General features: G+C 67.4%; 25 protein-coding genes. 14 read left to right on the top strand and 11 right to left on the bottom strand.

The features are described 5' to 3' along the window. Window positions 1–48: 48 nt before the first annotated feature. The 3 genes from KBY77_RS04625 to KBY77_RS04615 are packed head-to-tail and all read right to left on the bottom strand — an operon-like array spanning window position 49 to window position 2,191. A complete protein-coding gene (locus KBY77_RS04625) occupies window positions 49–1,077 on the bottom strand; it encodes a phosphoribulokinase (protein ID WP_255102394.1) in 1,029 nt (342 codons plus the stop codon). Next, a complete protein-coding gene (locus KBY77_RS04620; RefSeq protein WP_255102393.1) occupies window positions 1,074–1,418 on the bottom strand; it encodes a DUF565 domain-containing protein in 345 nt (114 codons plus the stop codon). Before KBY77_RS04620 ends, KBY77_RS04625 begins: the two co-directional genes overlap by 4 nt. Then, window positions 1,415–2,191 (bottom strand): HAD-IA family hydrolase, encoded by a 777-nt coding sequence (locus tag KBY77_RS04615; protein ID WP_255102392.1) that lies wholly within the window; start codon window positions 2,189–2,191, stop codon window positions 1,415–1,417. The genes KBY77_RS04620 and KBY77_RS04615 overlap by 4 nt, the downstream gene beginning before the upstream one ends. Before the next feature lie 141 nt (window positions 2,192–2,332). Here KBY77_RS04615 and recJ point away from each other — a divergent pair, with 141 nt between their 5' ends. After that, entirely contained in the window at window positions 2,333–4,141 is a 1,809-nt protein-coding gene (recJ, locus tag KBY77_RS04610; protein WP_255102391.1) for a single-stranded-DNA-specific exonuclease RecJ, read from the top strand. 6 nt (window positions 4,142–4,147) lie between these two features. Here the strand turns inward: recJ and psb30 are convergent, their stop codons facing one another. Then, entirely contained in the window at window positions 4,148–4,255 is a 108-nt protein-coding gene (gene psb30, locus KBY77_RS04605) for a photosystem II reaction center protein Ycf12/Psb30 (RefSeq protein ID WP_006170631.1), read from the bottom strand. Window positions 4,256–4,371: 116 nt separating this feature from the next. On the opposite strand from psb30, the gene KBY77_RS04600 reads away from it, so the two are divergent. The 11 genes from KBY77_RS04600 (at window position 4,372) to KBY77_RS04550 (ending at window position 14,695) form a co-directional block, all read left to right on the top strand. After that, entirely contained in the window at window positions 4,372–4,776 is a 405-nt protein-coding gene (locus KBY77_RS04600) for a YkgJ family cysteine cluster protein (protein ID WP_255102390.1), read from the top strand. Further along, window positions 4,773–5,183 carry a TMEM165/GDT1 family protein gene (locus tag KBY77_RS04595; RefSeq protein WP_255102389.1) on the top strand — a complete coding sequence of 137 codons (411 nt, stop codon included), beginning with the start codon at window positions 4,773–4,775 and terminating at the stop codon, window positions 5,181–5,183. Before KBY77_RS04600 ends, KBY77_RS04595 begins: the two co-directional genes overlap by 4 nt. A gap of 16 nt (window positions 5,184–5,199) precedes the next feature. Beyond that, window positions 5,200–5,484, top strand: a complete 285-nt coding sequence (locus KBY77_RS04590; protein WP_255102388.1) for a TMEM165/GDT1 family protein — start codon at window positions 5,200–5,202, stop codon at window positions 5,482–5,484. 95 nt (window positions 5,485–5,579) lie between these two features. Continuing rightward, entirely contained in the window at window positions 5,580–7,835 is a 2,256-nt protein-coding gene (locus KBY77_RS04585; protein ID WP_255102387.1) for a ribonuclease R family protein, read from the top strand. Between the two features lie 3 nt (window positions 7,836–7,838). Continuing rightward, window positions 7,839–8,462, top strand: coding sequence for a flavin prenyltransferase UbiX (locus KBY77_RS04580; protein ID WP_255102386.1), 624 nt, complete (start codon window positions 7,839–7,841; stop codon window positions 8,460–8,462). 38 nt (window positions 8,463–8,500) lie between these two features. After that, window positions 8,501–9,022: a hypothetical protein gene (locus tag KBY77_RS04575; RefSeq protein WP_255102385.1), complete on the top strand. Its 522-nt coding sequence runs from the start codon at window positions 8,501–8,503 to the stop codon at window positions 9,020–9,022. A gap of 76 nt (window positions 9,023–9,098) precedes the next feature. After that, window positions 9,099–9,548: a DUF2996 domain-containing protein gene (locus tag KBY77_RS04570; RefSeq protein ID WP_255102384.1), complete on the top strand. Its 450-nt coding sequence runs from the start codon at window positions 9,099–9,101 to the stop codon at window positions 9,546–9,548. 106 nt (window positions 9,549–9,654) lie between these two features. Next, the gene (gene acsF / locus KBY77_RS04565) at window positions 9,655–10,746 is read left to right on the top strand and encodes a magnesium-protoporphyrin IX monomethyl ester (oxidative) cyclase (RefSeq protein WP_255102383.1); all 1,092 of its coding nucleotides are present in this window, start codon (window positions 9,655–9,657) and stop codon (window positions 10,744–10,746) included. A gap of 41 nt (window positions 10,747–10,787) precedes the next feature. Next, a complete protein-coding gene (locus tag KBY77_RS04560) occupies window positions 10,788–12,221 on the top strand; it encodes a TldD/PmbA family protein (RefSeq protein WP_255102382.1) in 1,434 nt (477 codons plus the stop codon). Between the two features lie 2 nt (window positions 12,222–12,223). Continuing rightward, window positions 12,224–13,615 (top strand): TldD/PmbA family protein, encoded by a 1,392-nt coding sequence (locus KBY77_RS04555; protein ID WP_255102381.1) that lies wholly within the window; start codon window positions 12,224–12,226, stop codon window positions 13,613–13,615. 24 nt (window positions 13,616–13,639) lie between these two features. Beyond that, complete coding sequence (locus KBY77_RS04550) at window positions 13,640–14,695, top strand: methionyl-tRNA formyltransferase (RefSeq protein ID WP_255102380.1); 1,056 nt, start codon at window positions 13,640–13,642, stop codon at window positions 14,693–14,695. 403 nt (window positions 14,696–15,098) lie between these two features. Here KBY77_RS04550 and KBY77_RS04545 read toward each other — a convergent pair whose 3' ends face one another. Next, a complete protein-coding gene (locus tag KBY77_RS04545) occupies window positions 15,099–16,367 on the bottom strand; it encodes a DEAD/DEAH box helicase (protein ID WP_255102379.1) in 1,269 nt (422 codons plus the stop codon). A gap of 160 nt (window positions 16,368–16,527) precedes the next feature. On the opposite strand from KBY77_RS04545, the gene KBY77_RS04540 reads away from it, so the two are divergent. Then, window positions 16,528–16,998, top strand: coding sequence for a hypothetical protein (locus tag KBY77_RS04540; RefSeq protein WP_255102378.1), 471 nt, complete (start codon window positions 16,528–16,530; stop codon window positions 16,996–16,998). Between the two features lie 24 nt (window positions 16,999–17,022). On the opposite strand, the gene KBY77_RS04535 is transcribed toward KBY77_RS04540, so the two are convergent. The 3 genes from KBY77_RS04535 to KBY77_RS04525 are packed head-to-tail and all read right to left on the bottom strand — an operon-like array spanning window position 17,023 to window position 19,882. Continuing rightward, on the bottom strand, window positions 17,023–18,438 hold the full coding sequence (locus tag KBY77_RS04535; protein ID WP_255102377.1) for an NAD(P)(+) transhydrogenase (Re/Si-specific) subunit beta: 1,416 nt from the start codon (window positions 18,436–18,438) through the stop codon (window positions 17,023–17,025). Beyond that, on the bottom strand, window positions 18,438–18,734 hold the full coding sequence (locus KBY77_RS04530; RefSeq protein ID WP_094555566.1) for an NAD(P) transhydrogenase subunit alpha: 297 nt from the start codon (window positions 18,732–18,734) through the stop codon (window positions 18,438–18,440). Before KBY77_RS04530 ends, KBY77_RS04535 begins: the two co-directional genes overlap by 1 nt. Beyond that, the gene (locus KBY77_RS04525) at window positions 18,731–19,882 is read right to left on the bottom strand and encodes an NAD(P) transhydrogenase subunit alpha (RefSeq protein WP_255102376.1); all 1,152 of its coding nucleotides are present in this window, start codon (window positions 19,880–19,882) and stop codon (window positions 18,731–18,733) included. Before KBY77_RS04525 ends, KBY77_RS04530 begins: the two co-directional genes overlap by 4 nt. 221 nt (window positions 19,883–20,103) lie before the next feature. Here KBY77_RS04525 and KBY77_RS04520 point away from each other — a divergent pair, with 221 nt between their 5' ends. Next, a complete protein-coding gene (locus KBY77_RS04520) occupies window positions 20,104–20,385 on the top strand; it encodes a 2Fe-2S iron-sulfur cluster-binding protein (protein ID WP_185465493.1) in 282 nt (93 codons plus the stop codon). Between the two features lie 30 nt (window positions 20,386–20,415). Here the strand turns inward: KBY77_RS04520 and KBY77_RS04515 are convergent, their stop codons facing one another. The 3 genes from KBY77_RS04515 to KBY77_RS04505 all read right to left on the bottom strand — a co-directional run bounded on the left by KBY77_RS04515 (window position 20,416) and on the right by KBY77_RS04505 (window position 22,738). Continuing rightward, window positions 20,416–22,074: an NAD-dependent malic enzyme gene (locus KBY77_RS04515; protein WP_255102466.1), complete on the bottom strand. Its 1,659-nt coding sequence runs from the start codon at window positions 22,072–22,074 to the stop codon at window positions 20,416–20,418. A gap of 73 nt (window positions 22,075–22,147) precedes the next feature. Then, on the bottom strand, window positions 22,148–22,540 hold the full coding sequence (locus tag KBY77_RS04510) for an MAPEG family protein (protein WP_255102375.1): 393 nt from the start codon (window positions 22,538–22,540) through the stop codon (window positions 22,148–22,150). Window positions 22,541–22,546: 6 nt separating this feature from the next. Then, window positions 22,547–22,738: a hypothetical protein gene (locus KBY77_RS04505; protein WP_255102374.1), complete on the bottom strand. Its 192-nt coding sequence runs from the start codon at window positions 22,736–22,738 to the stop codon at window positions 22,547–22,549. Window positions 22,739–22,883: the final 145 nt, after the last annotated feature.

The raw sequence follows: 22,883 nt of genomic DNA, 5'->3' as shown, positions 1-22,883 counted from the left end.
TGCTGGATCGACTTCACCAAAGCTGACCTGATTTGCATTGCACCTGGTTCAGTGTCCCTTGGTCCGAGATCCAGGCCACTGCGTTTGCTCCGCCGGCCCGCTCCAGATGCAGCGTCGCTGGCCATCAAGTCTGATCAAGGCGTTGGTAGCCGAGGATCCAGGCTGTGCACCGGACAGACAGTCCTGATAGAGCTCAGGGGGCAGAGCAGCCAGGGTTGCTCTCACCAACGAGGCCACTTCTGAAGCCTGGAGTGCCTGGCCGGCTGATCGGCGCTGATGTGCTTCGGCCTGAAGACGCCAGCGCAATGGCAGGCTCCAGCGGCTGGGCCTGAGCAGCCAGAGCCCATCAAGCTGATCCCAGAGCGGCTGATAGGCCTGCAACTCCCGGTCCCAGCGGGGAAGCCAGGCCAGTTCAGCAGCACTCAGGGGGCTGCTCCACTCCTGCAAAGGCCTCGCCATCGCCCTGGAGAGAGCGTTTTCCCCCAGAGCCCGGCAGCCCACCAGCCAGCCCTCCAGCACCAGCACGTCGACGGCCTCGAAGCGTTGCCAGCCGGCCCGATCCCCCTGGCCGGCTCTCAGGCGTTTGTCAAAACGGGGCAGCTGCAACGGCTCTCCCGAGCGCCAGCGCCTCAGGCACTCCAGCAACAGGGGCAGATCGTGGCTGCCGGGCGGAACGCGGCTCACCCCGAAGGGATTGCCCGCCAGCCGCTGCAGCCTCAGCTCAAAGGGGAGGTAGGCGTCATCGATCGAGACCACCGCCAGGCGCAGGCCGAGGCTGGGGGCCAGCTGCTGCAGCACCCGGCCGATGGTGGTCTTGCCTGCCCCCACCGGCCCGTTCAAACCGATCAGCAGCGGGGGGCGCCAGCCCGCCTCCCCGCCTCCAGACCTGGAGAAGCAGCAGCTGAGCAGGGGCAGGATGAGGCCCCAGAGCAGGCTGGGATGGGGCGGCCCCTGCCAGGCGCCTAGACGTTGCTGCCACTCCTGCTCCCAGGCGAGGGGATCACGCACGCCGCAGCCGCTCAGCAGCTGGCGGTGAGGCTCCGGCGGGAATCCCCAGGGCCAGGAGCGGCCGCTCACGAGCCGAGCTTGAACCCTTCCAGCACCACGGCGTAGACCACACCAATGCGCAGGTTGTCGCAGAGCACCCAGCCCAGGGAGGGTTCACCGCGCACCCAGTGGCTGCGCAGGCGAGCCACCAGTTCCACCAGCACCACCAGCAGCAGCACCGCCAGGGGGCGTGGTCCGAACTGGTAGAGCACAAATGAGGTGACGTTGTTGCCGGCAAACAAGCCGAGCAGGAGCGCGAGCAGCGCCAGGCTGCGGTGGCGCCAGTTGCCACGCCATCCGGAAAGGGCCGTGCGGCCGCTGCTCTCCAGGGCCTGCTGCAGGCGGGTGGATTGCACGGGCAACGGGCTCATGGCACTGGTGGCAACTGCTCCAGGTAGGAGAGCGTGATCAGGCCGCCGGCACAAGCGGGGCCACGCAGCACCCTCGCGGGCGCCGTGACCTCACCCAGGCCATCGGTGAGGCTGGAGGCGGCGCTGAACACCGAGGCTGAGGCCTGGCTGGACGCGGCACTGAGGGTCACCAGGCAGCGCAGACCGGCTGCCGCGGCCGCCGCCAGGCCTGCAGGGGAATCCTCAAGGGCCACCGCCTGGGCAGGGTCCAGCCCCAGACGCTGCAAAGCCAGGGCATAGGCCTCGGGATCGGGCTTCTTGGTGCGCACTTCGTCTCCACAGATCCGCAGCGGCAGCAGCCGGCTCTGCTCCCTGAGCTGGTTCTCCAGCAGAGCCGCCACCGCCTCGCGACCGCTGGTGGTGACGATCGCCTGCTGAAGGCCGGCCGCCGCCGCCGCCTCGATCAGGCGCCGCACCCCTGGCCGCAGCCGCACCTCGCCAGCCACCACAAGCTCGCGGTAGTGACCCTGCTTACTTTTGTGCAACGCTTCCAGCAACGACTCCTCAGGCTCCCTTCCCTGCTGCTGCAGGAAAAACCAGCGCATGCGCTCACGCCCGCCGCTGATCGCCAGCAGCTCGATGTAGGTGGAGCGGTCCCACTGCCAGGGGAGACCCAGCTCCGCAAAGGCCCGGTTGAAGGCGACCCGGTGGCCGTCAAGTTCAGTTTCAGCCAGCGTGCCGTCCACGTCCCAGAGCAGGGCACGCAGGGAACCCTGGGCGGCACGGACTTGCATCGACCCAGGCTAGGAGCTGGGGCCAGCCGATCAGAATGAGTCCCGATCCCCGAGGTTCCCCTGCCCTTCACTCCGCCCGAGCAACGCTGGCAACTGCCAGCACCCCTGCCGACCATCGAGGATGAAGCCCAGGCCAGGGGGATGGCGGCCTTGGGCCTGCCGCCGGAACTGCTGGCGGTGCTGCGCCGGCGGGGTTTCGACAGCCCAGAAGCGATCGCCGAACTGCTGGAGCCCCCCGCCGCTCCCGATCCCCGGCTGCACTTCGCCGATCTGACCGTGGCGGTGCAGCGGCTGGTGCGAGCCTGCGCCGTGGCGGAGCCGGTGGCGATCTGCGGCGATTACGACGCCGACGGCATGACCAGCACGGCACTGCTGGTGGGGGTACTGGAGCGACTGGGGGCCCGGCCACAAGCCGCCATCCCCAGCCGCCAGGAGGAGGGTTACGGCCTCAATGCCGGCATGGTGGAACGCCTCTGGGGGGAGGGGGTGCGCCTGCTGGTCACGGTCGACAACGGCATAGCCGCCCGGGAGGCCCTCGATCGAGCCCGGGATCTTGGGCTTGAGGTGATCCTCACCGATCACCACAGCCTGCCCGCCGAGCCCCCGCCTTATCTGGCGTTGCTTCATCCCGCCTGCACCCCTGTGGGCTCCCCCTACCGGGGCCTGGCAGGGGTCGGGCTGGCCTATCTGCTGGCGATGGTGCTGGCCACGGAACTGGGTCGCGCCGACGCCACCGCCATGGCCCTGGATCTGTTCTGCATCGGCACGGTGGCCGACATGGCTCCTCTGCTGGGGGTCAACCGGCGCTGGCTGCGGGATGGCCTCAGGCATCTGCATGCATCACCTCTGCCCGGCCTGCAGGCGCTGCAACGGCTGGCGGGGCTGGGGGAGGAGCCCCTCGATGCCACGGCGGTGGCCTTCAAACTGGCGCCGCGTATCAATGCGGTGGGGAGGCTTGGCGATCCGGCGCTCGTGGTGGATCTGCTCACCACCGCCGACCGCGAGCGCGCCATGGCCCTGGCCCAGGACTGCGAGGCCCTCAACCGTCAGCGGCGAGAGCTCTGTGAGGCAATCGAGGCGGAGGCGGTGGCCCTGGTGGAGGCCGATGGCCCCGAGCCCAGCCCTTTTGTCCTTCTCGCCCAGACCCACTGGCATCACGGAGTGATCGGCATCGTGGCCGCCAGGCTCGTGGAGCGTTACGGCTTGCCCGTGGCCCTGCTCGCCGGTGAAGGGGGCGGCAGGCTGAGGGCTTCGGTGCGGGCACCCAGGGGGTTTGCTGTCGATCAGGCCCTGACCCATTGCGGCGCCTTGCTGGAGCGCCATGGTGGCCATCCCGCCGCCGGCGGCTTCACGGTGAAAGCCGAACGGCTGGCGGATCTGCATGAACAGCTCAACGGCCTGGCGGCCAGCTGGCTTGGCGACCGGGGCGGTGGCTCGCCGGTGGAGCCGGAAGCCTGCCTGGCCCTGAACCGAATCAGCCGTGGCTTCTGGCGCGACCTTCAGCGGCTGGAGCCCCTGGGGGCGGGGCTGCCGACACCAACGTTCTGGAGCAACTCCTGCCGGGTGATCAGCCAGCGGCTGCTGCGTGGCGGCCACCTTCAACTGGAGCTGGAGCAACAGGGCAGCCGCCTGCGGGCGATTGCCTGGCGCTGGCAGGGAGAGGGCACTGTGCCGGAATTGGTGGATGTGGCCTACCGCCTGCGTAGCGACAGCTGGCAGGGAGAGGAGCGCCTGCAACTGGACCTGGTGGGATTGCGCGGCAGTGGTGGCGGCGATGTCCTGCTCAGACGGCGCCAGCGTTCCTACTGGTGCCGGCGTCAGGGGGATGGCGTGTTGATCCGCAATCAAGAAGGCCGGGAACTCCAAGTGGAGCTCCCGGCGCTGGATCAGCCTGCTTATGTGCGGGCACTGATCGATGAGGCAGCCCTGGCCCTTGGGCTTCAGGCCTGAGCCCGATCAGAGGGCGCCGCGTTTGTAGAAGAGAATGAAGATCACGGCCGGGCCCGCCAGGGTGATCAGGGCCAGCGCCAGGAAGTTGGCGATCAGATGGAAATCGATTCCCATGGATGCGGCGCTCGGATAAAGGAATTCGAGGAATCAGCGTACGGGTCGCCCAGGCCCCCGGCAGCGCCGTCCCCATGCCACTGTGACGCCTTGTCACAGCCGTTGGAGCAGATCGGATGGGCGCAGGATCCCACTGGAGCTGCATCAGCGGCTGCGGCGCCTGCTGCCGTCTTGACCCGGAGCAACGGGGCGAAGCGCTCGACGCCCTCAGTGAGGAGCAGCGCCAGCTCTACCTCTCGATGGTGGGGGCCGACGGCTGGTGCCGCCACTTCAACACGGGCTCGAGAACCTGCCGCATCTACGCCGATCGGCCCGAGTTCTGCCGGGTGGGCGCCCTCGCCCAGCTGTTCGCCATACCGCTCGAGCAGGGGGAAGCCTTTGCGATCGCCTGCTGCCAGCAGCAGATCCGCGAGGAATATGGGGGTCGCTCGGTTGTGATGCGTCGCTTCGAGCGGGCCACCCGTCAGCCTGGTGGCCACCCTGCGGCCCCGATCCCCAGCGAGCTCCAGAACCAGACATGAGCGACCCCGTCGATCCCGATTCCAGCGCCAGCCCGGAGGCCAGCGGCAGCCCCGAGGCCAGCGCCAACCATGAAATTGAGACCCCGGAGTCGTCAGATTTTGTGGCGGTGGCCGCCACCACCTTCACCACGGTTTTTCTCGCCGAGCTGGGCGACAAGACCCAGCTGGCGGCGCTTTTGCTCTCCGCTGAGTCCGGTCGGCCCGGCGTGGTGTTCGCCGGGGCCGCCCTGGCCCTGATCTGTTCCAGCCTGGCGGGGGTGCTGTTGGGACGCTGGCTTGCGGCGGTGCTGCCGGCCCAGCGTCTGGAGCGGATCTCCGGGGTGTTGATGGTGTCCCTTGGCCTCTGGCTGGGGGGTCAGGCCACCTTCGGCCTGCTCCAGCCCGTCCTCGATCTTTCGACTCCCTGAGCCCCCGCGGCAAGCCATGCAGCTCCCTCTCCTTGCCTCCACCTTCCTGACCGTGTTCGTGGCCGAACTTGGTGACAAGACCCAGCTCACGATCGTGACGATCAGCGGTACCTCCAACAACACGCTGGCCGTCTTCCTGGGCAGTGCTGGCGCCCTGGTGCTCGCCAGCCTGCTGGGGGCCCTGGCGGGAGGCTCCCTGTCCACTGTGATTCCCGCCGATGCCCTGCAGCTGGCTGCCTCCCTGGGCTTCCTGGTGATCGGCCTGAGGCTGATCCTGCGCTCAGGAACCGACGCTCCGTAAAGTTATCGACGGAGACATCGATGCCCCGGGGCTTCGCTGCACGCCCCTGCCGGCATCATGCCGCGCGCCTCACCTCCAACTCCGCGTTGCCATTAATGAAGTTCACGGTCGCCCATCTGCTCGACCAGCTCCCTGCCGCCGATGCCCTGCCGGTGGCCAAGCTCGAGAAAGCGCTGGGCCTGAGCCTCAAGCCGGACAAGTCGCAGCTGCGCATCGCCCTGGAGGGCCTGAGCCGGCTGGGGGTGCTGGTGGAAACAGAGGACGGCATCCAGCGGCGGCAGGACGACACCCTGATCGAAGCTCGCCTGCGCTGCTCCAGCAAGGGTTTCTGTTTCGCCCTGCGCGAAGACGGTGGTGAGGACATCTACATCCGCGATCACCAGCTCAACCACGCCTGGAACGGCGATCGGGTGCTGGTGCGCATCACCCGGGAGGGTGGCCGCCGCCGCTCCCCGGAGGGTGGCGTTCAATGCATCCTGGAGCGGGCCACCACCCACCTCCTGGCCCAGGTGGAGCAGCAGGACGAACGGCTCCTGGCCGTGCCCCTGGACGACCGTCTGCTGACCTCGGTGGAGCTGCCAAGCTCCGACGCCAGCTACCTCGACCCCGAGAAGCAGTCGGTGGTGGAAGTGCTGCTCGACCGCTATCCAGTGGCGCAGTTCCCGCCCCTGGGCCACGTGGAGCGGCGCCTGCCCATCAACGGCGGCGAGGAAGCCGACCTGGATCTGCTGCTCACCAAGCATGGTCTGCGCCAGCGGCCGGCAGCGCCGCGCTCCAGCCTCAAGGCCCCCAGTGAGAAGGAGCGCACCGACCTGACGGCTCTGCCGACCCTCGTGATCAATTGCTGGAGCGGCGCCGACGCCCCGATCCTGCCCGCCATCTCCCTGGAGGACGGCGATGAGGGCTTGCGCCTGTGGATTCACGTGCCGGCACTGGCGGAACGCTTCACCACCGGCGGCAGCCTCGACCTCTGGCTACGGGAGCAGGGGGAGTCGATCTGCCTGGGCCGCCGCTGGCTGCCCCTGCTCAGCCCGGCCTTGAGCAAGGCCGCTGCGTTCAAACCCGGTGAAGCTCAGGCCGCTGTCTCGGTGGGGCTGCGCTGCAACGAACAAGGTGAGCTGAGCGACTATCGATTTGCGCTCACTCGCATCCAGGTTGACGCCGTTGTCGATGGGAGCGCCCTGCAGGCCCTGGCGGAGCGCAAGCCCAAGTCCCGAACCGTGCCGGCGGCGCTCAAGCCCCTCAAGGATCAGCTGCCCCAGCTTGAGCGGCTGCTGGAAGTCGCGGCCCTGCTGCGCCAGCAGCGACTGGAGCGCGGCTCCCTTGAACTGGATCTGCCGCGGCCCAGCCTCGACTCCCTAGGCGACCTCAGCATCCCCGCTCCTGAGGAACGTCGCCAGGGCTGGATGGTGCAGCTGCCCGACCACCAGCCCACCGCCTTGCTGCGGGAGCTGGTGATCCTGGCGAATCGCGCTCTCGGCGCCCATCTCTTTGCCCTGGGGCTGCCGGCCCTGTTTGCGGTCAACCCGCCGGCCGATGGCACCGAGATCAACGAGGTGGCCAAGGCGGCCCTGGGCCTCGACATCCCAGTCGAGCTCAGCGACGACGGCAATGCCCCCGCCCCGAGTGAGCTGGCAGCCACGTTCGCTGCCACCGATCGCAGCCGCGTGCTGCAGCGCCAGCTCAGTGAGGTGACCTCCCCGATCCAGCTGAGCGCCAGCGCCGAGGTCCACGTGCTGGCTGGCGAACCGACGGCTTACGCACCCTGGTGCCTGCCCTCGCTGCACTACGCCGATCTCTGGAATCAGCAGCTGCTGGTGCTGCTGCTCACAGAGGGCAAGGACCGGCCCAGCGTTCGACACAAGACCCGGGTCGACCTGGCTAGCGCCAGCTGCCACGGTGCCATCGACTGGCCCCTGCTCACCCCCACCCAGCTCTCCGAGCTGCAGCAGGGGCGCAGTGATTCGATGCTGCAGCGGCTGAACGGCCGGGTCCGTTTTGTCGCCGAGGTGGAGTCCGACCTGCTGGCCATGGCCCAGGCCCGGGCGGCAGAACCCCTGGTGGGTCAGACCCTCACCGGTGTGATCAGCGGCGTACAGAGCTACGGGTTCTTCGTGGAGATTCCCCCCTCCCAGGTGGAGGGGCTGGTGCACGTGAGTTCACTCAAGGACGACTGGTACGAATACCGCTCGCGCCAGAACCGCCTGGTGGGCCGCAAGAACCGCCGCACTTACATGCTTGGCGATCAGGTGGACGTGCAGATCCAGAACGTCGATGCGCTGCGCCATCAGATCGATCTGGTGGTGCTCCTGCCTGAGCTCGACGAGGAGAGCGGCGAGGGGGAGGCCTGAGCGATGGATCCGGTGGTACTGGCGGTAACGGGTGCCTCCGCCATGCCGCTGGCGGAGCGGGGTCTGCAGTTGCTGCTGGAGGCCGGTGAAACGGTTGAGCTGGTGGCCAGTCGCGGTGCCTTGGGGGTCTGGCTGGCAGAGCAGGGGGTTCGCATTCCAGCCGAACCCGACCTCCAGGCCCGCTTCTGGCGGGATCGCACTGGCGTGGCAACAGGCCAGCTGCGCTGTCACCGCTGGAACGATCAGGCGGCGGCGATCGCCAGTGGCAGCTTTCGCACCCGCGGCATGGTGATCCTGCCGGCGAGCATGGGAACGGTGGGGCGGATCGCCAGCGGCGTGGCCCTCGATCTGGTGGAGCGGGTGGCCGATGTACACCTCAAGGAGGGACGGCCCCTGGTGATCTCCCCCCGGGAAATGCCCTGGAGCCTGGTTCACCTGCGCAACCTCACGGCCCTGGCGGAGGCGGGTGCACGCATCGCTCCACCGATTCCCGCCTGGTATCACCGCCCCACCACCCTGGAGGAGATGGTCGACTTTCTGGTGATCCGGGTGTTCGATGGCCTGGGCTACGACCTCGGCTCCCTGCGCCGCTGGGATGGCCCGGTGGCCGCCGCGGCCAGCCTCTGAGCCCGCCCGCCGGTCTGATTCCCGGACTGATCCCCGCCGTGCTGCAACGCCTCCTGCTCCTGCCTCTGCTGGCCCCGCTGCTGGTCGTTCTGCTGGTGGCGGCCCTGAACCCCACCCCCGCAAACCGCCTGCGGCTGTTGATCTGGACCTCCCCGGCCCTGCCGATCGGGGTCTGGATGGCTCTGGCCGCCAGCGGCGGAGCCGCCGTGAGCGCCGGACTCACGGCCCTGGCCCTGCAGCAACCGGGGGATCAGCTGCTGAGGCGTCGATCAGTTGAGAGTTTCGGCGCCGGCGACCGGCGTGAACCGGAACCCTGGGAGGGAATGCCTGAGCCACGGGCCAGGCCTGCGCGGCAGGAAGCCCCCGCTTGGTACGCGGGCCCCGAGCGCGCGCCCCAGGACCCACCTCCCACCCTCTCGGTGCCCTTCAGGATCCTGCGCACCGGCAGTGGTGAAGCTGCACCGGCCGCAGCGGCTGGACCAGCAGCAGCGGCCGCAACGCCCAGCCCCGGCAACGGCGACGCCGAGGGCTGGGACACACCTTCAAGCGACGACTGGTGAAGCTGGGTAACTGGACAGATCCGCAACAGGAGATGCCTAAAGTCGTCTGCAGTGTTTCGAGCTGAGGCTCCAGCCCGTGAGCGATTCCGCCAGCCCCGAACCGAATCCCACCAAGGCCGACGCCGCCAGCAATCCAGCCCCGGCGGCCGTCAAGGTCAAGCCACCGGCTCCAGAAGACAAGCCGTTCGGCGAATTCATCCCCCAGCTGTTCCTTCCGGCCCTGATCAAGGAGATCAATGCTTTCGGCGGAGACGCCCCCCAGCTGAGCTTTGAGCAGGGGCCGATGCCGGTGGTGGGCAGCCCCTGCTGGATGGTGCTGGGAACCTTCCCTGGTGGCCGGCGTTTCTGGCTCTGTTTCACCGAGGCCGGCATCAGCTCAGCCAAGACCTTCGCCCTGGCGGAGACGGGCAGCGATCCCAGCCTGCTGGAGTCGTTCCTGATCGACGAGAAGAAGACGACCCTGGCCCTGCTGGTCTCGCGTGTGGTCTCCAGGCTCAACAGCCAGAAGTGGCTTGGCCCTAACTGAACTGCTCACCTCAAGCGCAACGACCTGCCTGCGGGGGCTTTACATCCAGGCCGGGTGCGCGGAAAGCCCACCTACGATGGGCTGACCAATCCACTGTCCTGCACGCATGGTGCCCCCCGTCGCTGCGCCCACCGCCACCCGTGGCACCAATGCCGCCGAGGCCAAGGCCTTCAAGGAGCCGGTGAAGGACACGATCCTCACCCCGCGCTTCTACACCACGGATTTCGAGGCGATGGCCGCCATGGATCTGCGGCCCAACGAGCAGGAGCTTGAAGCGATCTGCGAGGAGTTCCGCAAGGACTACAACCGCCACCACTTCGTGCGCAACGAGGAGTTCGAGGGCGCCGCCGACAAGCTGGATCCCGACACCCGCAAGGTGTTCGTTGAGTTCCTCGAGCAGAGCTGCACCTCCGAGTTCTCTGGATTCCTCCTCTACAAGGAGCTGAGCCGCCGGATCAAGGAAAAGAATCCGCTGCTGGCTGAGTGCTTTGCCCACATGGCCCGCGATGAAGCCCGCCATGCCGGCTTCCTGAACAAGGCGATGGGTGATTTCGGCCTGCAGTTGGATCTCGGCTTCCTCACAGCCAACAAGTCATACACCTTCTTCAAGCCCAAGTTCATCTTCTACGCCACCTACCTCTCGGAGAAGATTGGCTACTGGCGCTACATCGCCATCTATCGCCACCTGCAGAAGCATCCGGAGAGCAAGATCTTCCCGATCTTCAACTTCTTCGAGAACTGGTGCCAGGACGAGAACCGCCACGGCGACTTCTTCGATGCCCTGATGAAGGCCCAGCCAGACACCGTCCGTGGACTGCAGGCCAGGCTGTGGTGCCGCTTCTTCCTGCTGGCAGTGTTCGCCACCATGTATGTGCGCGATGTGGCCCGCAAGGAGTTCTACGAGGCACTCGGCCTGGATGCACGCGAGTACGACAAGATGGTGATCGCCAAGACCAACGAAACATCGGCGCGCGTGTTTCCTGTGGTGCTCAACGTGGAGCATCCCAAGTTCTATACGCGCCTCGAGCGGATCGTCACCAACAACGCCGCCCTCAGTGATGCCGATGCGAGCGGCGGCCCGGCACCGATCAGGGCCCTGCGCAAGCTCCCCTACTGGATGGCCAATGGGCTGGAGATGGCCAAGCTGTTCCTGATGGCACCGATCCGCAGCGAGCAGTTCCAACCCGCCGTGCGTTGAGGCTCTGCCTGGCTAGCCTGGCACCCCTCACTTAACCCGTCTTGCTCGCCACTCCAACCACGTCCCTGACAGGCGACAGCCTCGATCAACGCTGGCGTGACCGGCTTGAAACAGTGCTGGCCGCAGGGGCGGCCGCCGGAGCCAGTCTGGTGGAGGTGTTCATCGAGAGCACCGACCACATCGGGCTGCTGGCTGAGCAGGAGCGGATCACCAACGTCAGTCCGGCTTTCGGTCGCGGTGTTGGCCTGCGGGTTTTCCTGGGCGACAAAGACGGCTTCGTCTCCACCAACGACCTGAGTGAGGCCGGCCTGCTGCAAGCCCTGGATCAAGCCCTGGGCATGCTCGGCCTCACTCGCGCCAACTTCGGCGCCCATGGCTTCGCCGGCCTGGCCGCCCTGCGCGACCACGGGGCAAGCAAGGAGAACTGGTTACGCAACTGCCCAGGCCTGGATGAATCCACGGCACGGCTGCTGGAGGCCACGGCCCTGCTCAATCGCCACGGAGATCATCTCCAGGCCCGCCGCGGCAGCTATGCCCGCGACTGGCAGGAGGTGCTGGTGGCCGCCAGCGACGGCACCTTCGCCCGTGACATCCGGCTGCACCAGTCGGTGGGGATCAACGCTCTGGCGGCCGATGGCGATCATCGCGCCAGCCTGGGTCGCCGCTACGGCAGCTCCGGCCGTCCGGACGATCTGCGCCAGTGGGATGCGGAAGCCTCGGCGATCGATCTCTGCAGCAGCGCCCGCTCGATGCTCTACGCCGACTACGTGGAGGCCGGCAACTACCCCGTGGTACTCGCCAACCGCTTCGGTGGGGTGATCTTCCACGAAGCCTGCGGCCACCTGCTGGAAACCACCCAGGTGGAGCGGGGCACCACCCCCTTCGCCGACAAGGTGGGCGACACCATCGCCCATGAGGCGGTCACCGCCGTGGATGAAGGCCTGAGTGACGGGGCCTTCGGCAGCCTCTCGATGGACGACGAGGGCATGGAGCCCCAGCGCACGGTGCTGATCGAGAACGGCGTGCTGCAGCGGTTCATCTCCGACCGCGCCGGCGAGCTGCGCACCGGCCATGCCCGCACCGGCAGCGGGCGGCGCCAGAGCCATAACTTCGCCGCCGCCAGCCGTATGCGCAACACCTTCATCGCCGCCGGCCCCCATACCCCCGAGCAGCTGATCGGCTCGGTGGACCGTGGGCTCTACTGCAAGTCGATGGGGGGAGGCAGCGTGGGGCCCACCGGCCAGTTCAACTTCGCCGTGGAAGAGGGCTACCTGATCGAAGACGGCCAGCTCACCAAACCGGTGAAGGGGGCCACCCTGATCGGCGAGGCCAAGGAGGTGATGCCTCGCATCTCGATGTGCGCCAACGATCTGGAGCTGGCCGCGGGCTTCTGCGGTTCGGTAAGCGGCAGCATCTTCGTGACCGTCGGCCAGCCCCACATCAAGGTGGACACCATCACCGTGGGGGGCCGCTGATCATGGGAGCCAACATCATCACCGCCCGCCCCAGCGCCCTTCATGCCAGTGATCTGGCCGGACAGTTGCAATCCCTGGCCAAGGAACTGGGAGTGAGCCGCTGGGACCTGGGCGCGGCCTGCAGCACCGACACCTCCGTGCAGGTGGACCGGGGTGAAGCCAAGCAGCTCAAGGGAGCCCAGCGCAGCTCGATCACCGTCAGGGCCTGGAACAGCGACGGTCTGGTGGGCATCACCAGCACCTCCGATCTCTCCCCCGCTGGCCTGGCCCGCGCCCTGGCAGGTGCCAGTGAGGCAAGCACCTATGGCAATCCCGACGACAGCCCCGGTTTTTCGCCCCTGGCCACGGCTCCCCTGGCCCAGCTGGAGCAGCCCATCAGTGAACCCAGGGGCATCCTGGAGCTGCTGGACACCCTCAAGCAAGCCGAAGCAGATCTGCTGGGCCGCCATCCCGCCATCAGCACCGTTCCGTATAACGGTCTGGCCCAGCGCAGCAGCCAGCGGATCTACCTCAACAGCGAGGGGGCCTGTCGCGAGCAGCAGCTGAGCACGGCCAGCCTCTACCTTTACGCCCGCGCCGAGGAAGACGGCCGCAAACCCCGCAGCAGTGGCGCCGTCAGGCTGGCCTACGGCGCCGAGCAGCTGGACGTGGCCGGCTGCATCGAAGAGGCGGCGGAACGCACGATCCAGCATCTCGATTACGCCCCGATCGCCACCGGCCGCTACACCTGCGTGTTCAGCCCAGAGGCCTTCCTCGATCTGGTCGGCGCCTTCAGCGGTCTGTTCAATGCCCGCGCCGTGCTCGATGGCGTCAGCCTCAGCCAGCGCGACTCCCTCGGCAGCCAGCTGGCAGTGCCCTTCCTCTCCATCCACGACAACGGTCTGCACCCCGGCAACATCGGCGCCACAAGCTTCGATGGTGAGGGCACACCCGTGGCACGGCTGCCTCTGGTGGAGGGCGGCATCCTGCGGCACTTCCTGCATTCGGAAGCCACCGCCCGCGCCTTCGGTGTGCCCCCCACCGGCCATGCCGGCCTGGGTGCCAAGGTGTCGGTGGGACCGCACTGGTTCGAGATCGGCCCGGCGGGCAGCACAGGCGAGCTGGCGGGAGCGGCCAACCTCGATCGCTTCAGCCAGGACGGCATCGTCTGGATTGATTCCCTCTCGGCCCTGCACGCCGGCGTCAAGGCCAGTCAGGGATCGTTCTCCCTTCCCTTCGATGGCTGGTTGATCCAGGGTGGTGAAGCCCGCTCGATCGAAGCAGCCACCGTGGCAGGCGACATTCGCGCCGTGCTCAAGGGCCTGGTGGGCTTCGAGGGGCAAGCCAAGGTCACCCCCGATGGGATCTGCCCACTGGTGTGGGTGGACGAACTCTCGATCACCGGCGACGCCTGAGGGCTGAGGCCTGAGGATCAGGGGATGAAGATCCTGTTCTGGGGCACCCCGGCCTACGCGGTGCCAAGCCTTGAGGCGCTGGTGGCGGCGGGCAATGAGCTGGTGGGGGTGGTGAGCCAGCCCGATCGCCGCCGGGGGCGCGGCGCGGCCCTGATGCCCTCGGCGGTGAAGGCCCGGGCCCTGGAGCTGGGGGTGCCGGTGTTCACCCCCAGCAGGATCCGGCGTGAACCCGAGCTGCAGGCCAAGCTGGCGGCCCTGGGGGCAGAGGCCTCAGTGGTGGTGGCCTTCGGACAACTGCTGCCCCCCGAAGTGCTGGCCGTGCCGCCGCTGGGCTGCTGGAACGGGCATGGTTCGCTGCTGCCCCGCTGGCGCGGCGCCGCCCCGATTCAGTGGTGCCTGATCGAAGGCGACGCTGAGACCGGCGTGGGGATCATGGCCATGGAGGAAGGCCTCGACACAGGACCGGTGCTGCTGGAGCGGCGTCTGACGATCGGCCTGCTCGAGAACGCGACGCAACTGGGGGCGCGTCTGAGCCAGCTAACCGCTCAGTTGATGGTGGAGGCCATGCCCCTGATTGCCGCGGCCGGTCCTGGCCCTGAGGCGGAGCGCTGGCGGCGGCTTGGCCTGGATCCCCAGCCGCAGGTGGGCTTCACCCATGCCCGGCTACTGCAGAAGGACGACTATGCGATCAGCTGGAACGCTCCGTGCCTGGCCATCCATCGGCGGGTGATGGGACTGCATCCCGGCGCGCACACCACCTGGAGAGGCAAGCGGCTCAAGCTGCTGGCCACCGAACCCCTGGTTCGGCGACTGGCCGATCAGCTCAGCCCCGAAGGAGCCGCATTAGCGGAGCGCTGGGGCCTGCCGGCGGAGGCTGCCTCTGGTGGCGAGGCTTCAGCTGATAGCGCGGCAGTTGCGCCCGGCACGGTGCTGGAGCTGGTTGAACGGACTGGCGTGGTGGTGGCCACGGCCGGTTGCCCGCTGCTGATCCGCGGGGCCCAGCTTGAGGGGAAGGGGGCCAGCGAGGGGCAGGCGTTTCTCCAACAGCTGAGTGCATCTGTAGGGGAGAGGCTGGGTTGAAACTGAGCTGCGTAGGAGCTGAAGACTGCATCGGCGCTGAGGAGGGTGTGGTCCTCGCTGATCGCCTGGGCGATGAGCAGGCGGTCGAAAGGATCGCGGTGGTGGGGTGGCGGCAGGCCCTACAGGCAGAAATCGATCAGCTCTCGGCTGATCGGACCAAACCGTGCGTCGTCCGCTATTGCCAAGAGGAAGGCATGGGTGTCCAGCAAGATCCGTATCAGGGCTGTTCGAACAGGTCGAGAATCAGCGGACTGTCGTCGTCGATTGAGGCCGGCACACTAAAACTCCCCTTGGCGAAGCTGATGCCGGGCACCGGGAGAAATCGGGCTGGTCAATCAGCTCAGATCTGGGGAGTCTGCCAACCCTCAGAAAGTTGCTGGAGTCAGTCAGATCCACCCCCTGATCAGCCCCGACCCCGGGGCCGGCTTTCGCGCGAGAGGGGCTGACTGCGGGGAGAGCCGCTGCGGGGACTGTTGCGTCTGGGGGCTGGGGATCCGGAACCACGACGGCCGCCGCCCTTGCCGCGACCGCCGCTGAGGTCGAGGGGGGGGGCTGACAGGATGGTGGGCTCGAAGCCGGGGATCTCCGCCCGGGGCAGAGCGTTGCCGATCACTTTCTCGATCGCCCGCAGCAGTTCGTGTTCCTCGGCAGCCACCAGGGAGAGGGCATGGCCGCTCTGGCCGGCCCGCCCGGTGCGTCCGATGCGGTGCACGTAGTCCTCGGCCACGTTGGGAAGATCCAGGTTCACCACATGGGGCAGCTGCTCGATGTCGAGGCCGCGAGCGGCAAGATCGGTGGCCACCAGCACCCGCAGCTCACCGCTCTTGAAGCTGGCCAGGGCCCGGGTGCGGGCACCCTGGCTCTTGTTGCCGTGGATGGCCATAGCGGCCACGCCCTCCTGGCTCAGGCGTTCCGCCAGCCGGTTGGCGCCGTGCTTGGTGCGCGAGAACACCAACACCTGCTGCCAGTCGTTGCTGCGGATCAGGTGGGAGAGCAGATCGCCCTTGCGCGCCATGTCACAGGGGTGCATCACCTGCTCCACAAGGGGGGCCGCCCTGTTCTCGGGTGTGGCCTGGAGCTGTACGGGCTGGTGGAGCAGGCCGTGGGCGAGCTTGCGGATCGAGGGGTTGAAGGTGGCGGAGAACAGCAGGTTCTGGCGCTTGGGCGGCAGCAGGGCCAGGATCTTCTGGATGTCGCGGATGAAGCCCATGTCGAGCATGCGATCGGCTTCATCAAGCACCAGGATCTCGAGCCGGTCGAAGCGGATCGCGTTCTGCTGGTAGAGGTCCATCAGGCGGCCGGGGGTGGCCACCAGCACATCGGCGCCGCGGCGCAGCCGCTGCATCTGGGGGTTGACCTTGACGCCGCCGAACACCACATCGCCACGCAGGTCGAGGAAGCGGCCATAGGCCTGGACGCTCTCCGCAACCTGGGCCGCCAGCTCGCGAGTGGGAGTGAGCACAAGGGCGCGCACCTGATTGTTGCGGGCATGGGGCCCGTGGCGCAGGCGCTCCAGCATCGGCAACGTGAACCCGGCCGTCTTGCCGGTGCCGGTCTGGGCGGCGGCCATCACATCACGGCCGCTGAGCACAGCCGGAATCGACTGCACCTGGATCGGCGACGGGCAGGTGTAGCCCTTGAGCGCGATGGCCTTGAGCAGTGGCTCGGACAACCCGAAGGAGGCGAAATCCTGGACCGGGCTTCCGGAGGCGGCTGGATCGGCCCCTGAAACGGTCGGGCTGATCTGCTCCTCTCCCGGAGCTGGGTGGGTCAGACGGGAAATCGGAGCAGTCCTCGGAAGAGCCCTACCCTAAGAGAACGGGGCTGTGACGATGAGAACAGCGACCAGGCCCTGGGATCCATGTCTTGATGCGGCGATGATTCCCACCTTCTCCAGCCGTGGTCGTCCGGGCACTGCAGAGGCGGCCTACTGGCGGCGGCATCCGCCAACGTCCTGGAAAGCCAGCCAGGCCCTGCTGACCACGGGAGTTGTGATTGAAGTGGGAGCGGAGAGTTCGATGGTTCCTCGACCAGTTCAGGATTCAGAAGTTCAGGCGACAGCTGTTCTGCCGACACCCGCACCGGCCAGGCAGCCACAGCTGAGCGAAGACACCGGCAGAGAGTTGCTCATGCTGCTGGTCTGGGCTGCGGTCGTGCTGATCGATGCGGCCATGGCCCTGAAGGAACTGGCTGAGCCTTGGGCTGCACTCCTGCAAGACAAAGCCCCGTGGAGCCGCTGGCAAAGGCGGACCCACGGGGCAATCAGAGGGAGCTGGCAGGCCCAGGCGGCCGGCCTGCCCTGAGTCCAGAGGCGAAGTGCCTCCCGCTCAGCGTGCACTGCCAGAGCCGACAGCAACCTTGCCCACTCCAAGGGAGCGCAGCTCCTGGAGCAGGCTCTGAAGCACCTGCTTGGCGTCCCCGAACACCATTGAGGTCTGGGGCAGCTCGAATAGATCGTTGCGGATGCCGGCGTATCCGGAGCCGAGGCTGCGCTTGACCACAAACACCGTGCGGGCCTGATCCACCTCCAGGACGGGCATGCCGTAGAGAGGGCTGGCCGGGTCGCTCTTGGCTCGAGGGTTGACCACATCATTGGCCCCCAGCACGATCACCACATCGGTGCGCGGGAAGTCAGGGTTGATGTCATCCATCTCCACCAGCTGGTCGTAAGGCACATCGGCCTCAGCCAGCAGCACGTTCATGTGCCCTGGCATCCGGCCGGCCACAGGGTGGATGGCGTAGCGCACCTCGATGCCGTGCTGCTCGAGCAGGCGGGCGAGCTCCTTGAGGCTGTGCTGGGCCTGAGCTACGGCGAGTCCATAGCCGGGCACGAAGATTACCCGCTCAGCAGCTTCGAGGGTGAGGGCACATTCCTCGGGGCTGCAGGAGGTGACGTTGGTGTACTCCTCGCGTCCGCCGGCGCCATCACCGGCCTCGCTCGAGCCAGCGCCCAGGGCTCCGCCGAACAGCACCGAAGTGAGTGAGCGGTTCATGGCCGTGCACATCACCTGGGTGAGAATCAGACCGGCCGCTCCAACCATGGCGCCTGCCACGATCAGCAGCTCACTGCCCACCACGAAACCAGCGGCAGCCGCAGCCACCCCCGAATAGGAATTGAGCAGGGAGATCACCACCGGCATGTCGGCGCCGCCAACTGGAAGGGTGAGGCCCACTCCGAGGAGCAGTGACAGCACGGTGAGGGGAATCAGGGTCACCGCCATTCCCTTGAGGACCAGGACGCAGCAGACCAGGCAGGCCACTGCCAGCATGATGTTCACTGCATGGCGCTGGGGCCTCAGGGTCCAGCCGGGTGTGCCCAGCCACTCCTGAAGCTTGCCCATCGCCACAAGCGAGCCACTGAACGTGATCGCACCCACCAGGACCGACACCAGCACCGACACCTGGCCAACCAGGTTCAGGGGTGTGGGCAGCTGCACCGCACCGATCGCCACCAGAAGCGACGACATGCCGCCGCAGCCATTGAAGAGTGCCACCGTTTCGGGCATCGATGTCATCGCCACCCTCAGGGCAAGCACAGCCCCGAGGCCTCCGCCGATGCCCAGCCCCAGCAGCATCCAGGGCCAGCCGTCCAGACCCTGCTGCAGCAGCAGTCCGACAACCGCCAGGCCGATGGCCAGGGCTGCGAGGCCGTTGGCTGTGCGGGCCGTACGGATCTTGGCCAGGCCCTTGAGCCCGAAGGCCAGCAGCAGCACTGAGCCCAGTTCGATCGAGAGTTCAACCATCAGTTCGCCTCCCTGCGACGGAACATCGCCAGCATCCGGTCAGTCACGAGAAAGCCGCCCACCACGTTGAAGAGGGCAAAACCCAGGGCCACCGCACCGATCAGCTTCAGGGCCGGGGTGGGGGCTTCACCGATCAGGGCCAGGGCTGCCAGCAGCGTGATGCCACTGATGGCATTGGCTCCGGACATCAACGGAGTGTGGAGGGTGGGGGGCACCTTGCCGATCAGTTCAAGCCCCAGCAGGCTGCCGAGCACCAGCACCCAGAGGGCGGAGGTGCCACTGAGAGGAACGCTCATGCCGTCACCTCCTCGAGGCTGGGCCACAGTTCAGGTCGGCGGCAGGCGCCCTGATGGGAAATCAGGCAGGGGTCAAGCAATGGGTCCTCGGGGTTGAGTTGGAGGCCGTCATCGGAAAACAGGGGCTCGAGGAAGGCCGCCAGGTTGCGCGCGTAGAGGGCGCTGGCGTGGTGGGGCACCGAAGCGGGCAGGTTGGAGGAGCCGATGATGCGCACTCCGCCGATCTCTACCGTGCGATCAGGCTGGCTGCCGGCGCAGTTTCCTCCGGTCGACACGGCCAGATCGACCACCACCGATCCGGGGCGCAGCGCCTTGAGCATCTCCTCGGTGATCAGCAGTGGCGCCGGCCGCCCAGGCACCTGGGCGGTGGTGATCACCGCGTCGGCTTCGGACAGGTGTGTGGTGAGCTGCTGGCGCTGAGCCTCCAGGAAGGCGGCGCCGGCCTCGCGGGCATAGCCGCCGGTTTCACCTGGGGCTTCACGGCTGGGGGGATCGATGAAGCGCGCGCCCAGGGATTCCACCTGTTCCTTCGCGGCCGCCCGCACATCGCTCACCTTCACCATCGCGCCGAGGCGGCGGGCTGTGGCGACGGCCTGCAGACCGGCCACACCGGCCCCGAGCACCAACACCTTTGCGGGCTGAACCGTGCCGGCGGCGGTCATCAGCATCGGGAAGAAGCGATCCAGTTCAGCGGCCGCCAGGAGCACCGCCTTGTAGCCGGCGATGTTGGCCTGGGAAGAGAGAACATCCATCGACTGGGCGCGGCTGATGCGCGGCAGCAGCTCAAGGGCCAGGGTCGAGAGCCCACGGCTGTTGAGGCGCTCGATCAGGGCCCGGTTCAGGTAGGGATCCAGCAGACCCACCAGCAGGGAGCCGGACGCCAGCCGCTCGAGCCCGCCACTGCCGCCTTCAGTGTCCTGAAGGGGCGGTTGCACGCAGAGCACCACTTCGGCGGCGCTCCAGGTGTCTGAGCAGCCCTTGACCACGATCGAGGCGCCGGCTTCGATGAAGACCTCGTCGTTGAATCCGGCCTCCAGGCCGGCGCCCGATTCGATGAACACCTCGGAGTTCTTCGCCACCAGGCGGCGCACCGTCTCCGGTGTGGCGGCGACACGCCTCTCCCCTCCCCGGCTTTCCGCAGGAACCAAGACCCTGACCACAGACGACTCCGGCGATCCTCACTATCCCCATTGATGGACAGAGCGCGGGAGGGGCGCAAGTCAGCACTGAACGTTGTGTTCAAGCCACCACACAGACGCTGGTTCGGACCCGTCTGCCGTGGCGATGGCAGCCCACTGTCACGAGGGCTACCCCAAAGCGGGCACGCGTTGCCTAGCAAGTGTGGGCAATCCTGCGCTGATCCCCAGCCATGGCCTCCTTCACCATCACCCTGGAAGACGGCAAGTCGTTCAGTTGCCCCGACGATCAGTACATCCTCGATGCCGCCGAGGAGCAGTCAATCGATCTGCCCTACTCCTGCCGCGCCGGGGCCTGCAGCACCTGCGCCGGCAAGATCCTCTCCGGCAGCGTTGATCAATCCGATCAGAGCTTCCTCGATGACGAGCAGATCGCCGAGGGCTTTGCGCTGCTTTGCGTCAGCTACCCCCTCTCCGACTGCACGATCAAGCCCAACGTCGAGGACGACCTCTGAAGCCGGCACGGGGGCGCGGCCCCCATGCCTTCAGAGCGCTTCCAGCTCCCTGTAGACCGCCATCCAGGTGGCCTGATCGAGCCGCTCGATCGCCTCCTCGGCGCTGGCGGCTCGGCTGGCGAGGCCTTCGTGCACTGCCGCCAGCGCCACCGCTTCCGCCACCGCCCGCGACACCGACTGCACCTGGGTGAGCTCAGGCATCAAGGGAGCATCCGGATCCCGGTAAGCCGGAATTCGGTCGGCCAGGGCATCAAGTCCCGCATCGATCATTCCCTCGCTCACCTGGGTGGCTCCCACCGCCACGCTGGCGAAGCCCAGGCCGGGGAACAGGAAGCAGTTGTTGCACTGCCCGATCCGGCGCAGGCTGCCCTGCCAGCTCACCGGCTCGAACGGGCTGCCGCTGGCCACCAGGGCCTTTCCGCCTGTCCAGGCATAGAGATCGGCGGGAGTGGCCTCCGCCAGACTGGTGGGATTGGAGAGGGGCAGGATGATCGGCCGATCCACCGTCGCAGCCATCGTTTCCACCACCTCGCGACTGAAGGCCCCCGCCACGGTGGAGGTGCCGATCAGCACGGTGGGTCGCACCGTCCGCACCACCTGCAGCAGGCCGATCCGGCCCTGCACGTCGGGCTCGAATGCCGAGCGCTCGGAAGGATCCCTGGCCAGGGCCTGGGCCATGGGGGAAAGATCGGGCTGATCGGCCAGCACCAGGCCCTCCCGATCGATCGCCCAGATACGGCGGCGCGCCTCTGGCTCGCTCAAGCCTGCCCTGGTGAGCAGGCGCACCAGACCTTCGGCGATGCCACAACCCGCGGTGCCCGCCCCGAAAACCACGATGCGGTGGTCTTCCAGAGGCAGGCCAGCACCGTGGGAGGCCGCCTGCACCACCGCGCAAGCCACTCCGCGGGTGCCCTGGATGTCGTCGTTGAAGCTGGGCACGCGCTCGCGGTACTCCGCCAGCAGCTGGTGGGCATGGCCGGTGCCGAAGTCTTCCCAGTGCAGCAGCGCTCCCGGGAACTGGCGCTGCAGGGCCTCCACGGTTCTGGCCAGGAAGTAATCATAGTCGGGGCCATCGAGGCGCGGGTGGCGCCAACCGGGGTAGAGAGGGTCGTCCAGCAGCTGCGGGCGGTCAGTGCCCACATCAAGCACCAAGGGCAGCACCCGGGAGGGATCCAGCCCGGCGCAGAGGGTGTACACCGCCAGCTTGCCAAGACAGATCTCGATTCCGCCGATGCCCTGATCGCCGATGCCGAGGATTCCCTGCGAATCAGTGATCAGGATCAGATCCACCGGCCCGGTCGCCGCCTGGCTCAGCACCGAATCGATCCGCTCCAGATCCGGTGCCGCCAGGAACACACCGCCTGAGGGGGTGCGGTAATCGAGGCTGAAGCGCTGGATCGCCGCCCCCACCGTGGGGGTGTAGACGATCGGCATCACCGCCTCGATGTGATCGGCCAGGAAGCGATGGAACAGGGTGAGATTCGCCTGGCGCAGGGCCGCAGCGAAGCGGAACTTCTCCAGGTCGCTCCCCAGAGTGAGGAATGCCTGCCAGTGGCGCTCCACCTGGGTATCCAGGCTCTCCACGGCGTGGGGCAGAAGGCCATCGAGCCCGAACGCCTGGCGTTCCTGGCGGCTGAAGGCCGTGCCCTTGTTGAGGCAGGGATCGGCGAGAAGATCGCGGCCCCGCAGGCGGGTGCTCTGGGGAAACGTTGGGCTGGCCAGGAGGATTCAGCAACCTGGCAGCGGAGCGTAGGCCAGGGGCTCAGAGCAGACGCATCACGCTGCCCACCAGGGCCATCACCAGCAGCACCGTCGTAGCGATGAAGCTGATGGCGAATCCCAATCCCCGCTGCTCAGGAGCTCGCAGATAGCCGACCGCATAGAGCACCCGACCCAGCACCCAGACAGCCCCCAGCACCGAGGCCGCAGTGGCGTTGGAGAACAGCACTGCCAGCCAGAAGGCTGGCAGGAACACCACGATCTGCTCCAGGGTGTTCTGCTGCACCCGCATGGCCCGCTCAAAGGCCGGCGGACCGCTCATCAGCGGTGGCTTCACCCCGTAGCGCATGCGCGCCCGACCCACCTGCATGGCGGTGGCCTGAAAGGTGATCACAGCCAGCAGGGTGATGAGCCCGGCAAGGGGGGCGATCGTCACGGCAAGTCAGCCCAATGGCCCACCATGACCCATGGAGGCCACCCCGGTCAGCACACCCACGGCGGCGATCAGGGCTGCGACAGCCCAGGAGACATGGTGACGGGCCTCCTCGGCCGATTCACGGCCATGGATCGGCACCTCCTGGGCATAGAGGTTGTCGTGGTTTTCAAGATCATGGGTATGCATGAGTGGGTTCATCGGCTGCCTCCAGCGTGGCCGCGGCCGACGAGTCACGCCTCAGGCAGCAGGGAGATGTGACAGAGCTTCGCCAATGTTGACCTGCCCGACATCAACCCGAAATCAAGAACACCAAAAGCGAATCAGCCAGGGACCATGGCGCGGG

This window comes from Synechococcus sp. Cruz-7E5, from assembly GCF_024345995.1.
GTDB lineage: Bacteria > Cyanobacteriota > Cyanobacteriia > PCC-6307 > Cyanobiaceae > Regnicoccus_A.
The sequence above is the reverse complement of the archived record's forward strand: the minus strand, read 5'-3'. Positions and strand labels throughout refer to the sequence as shown.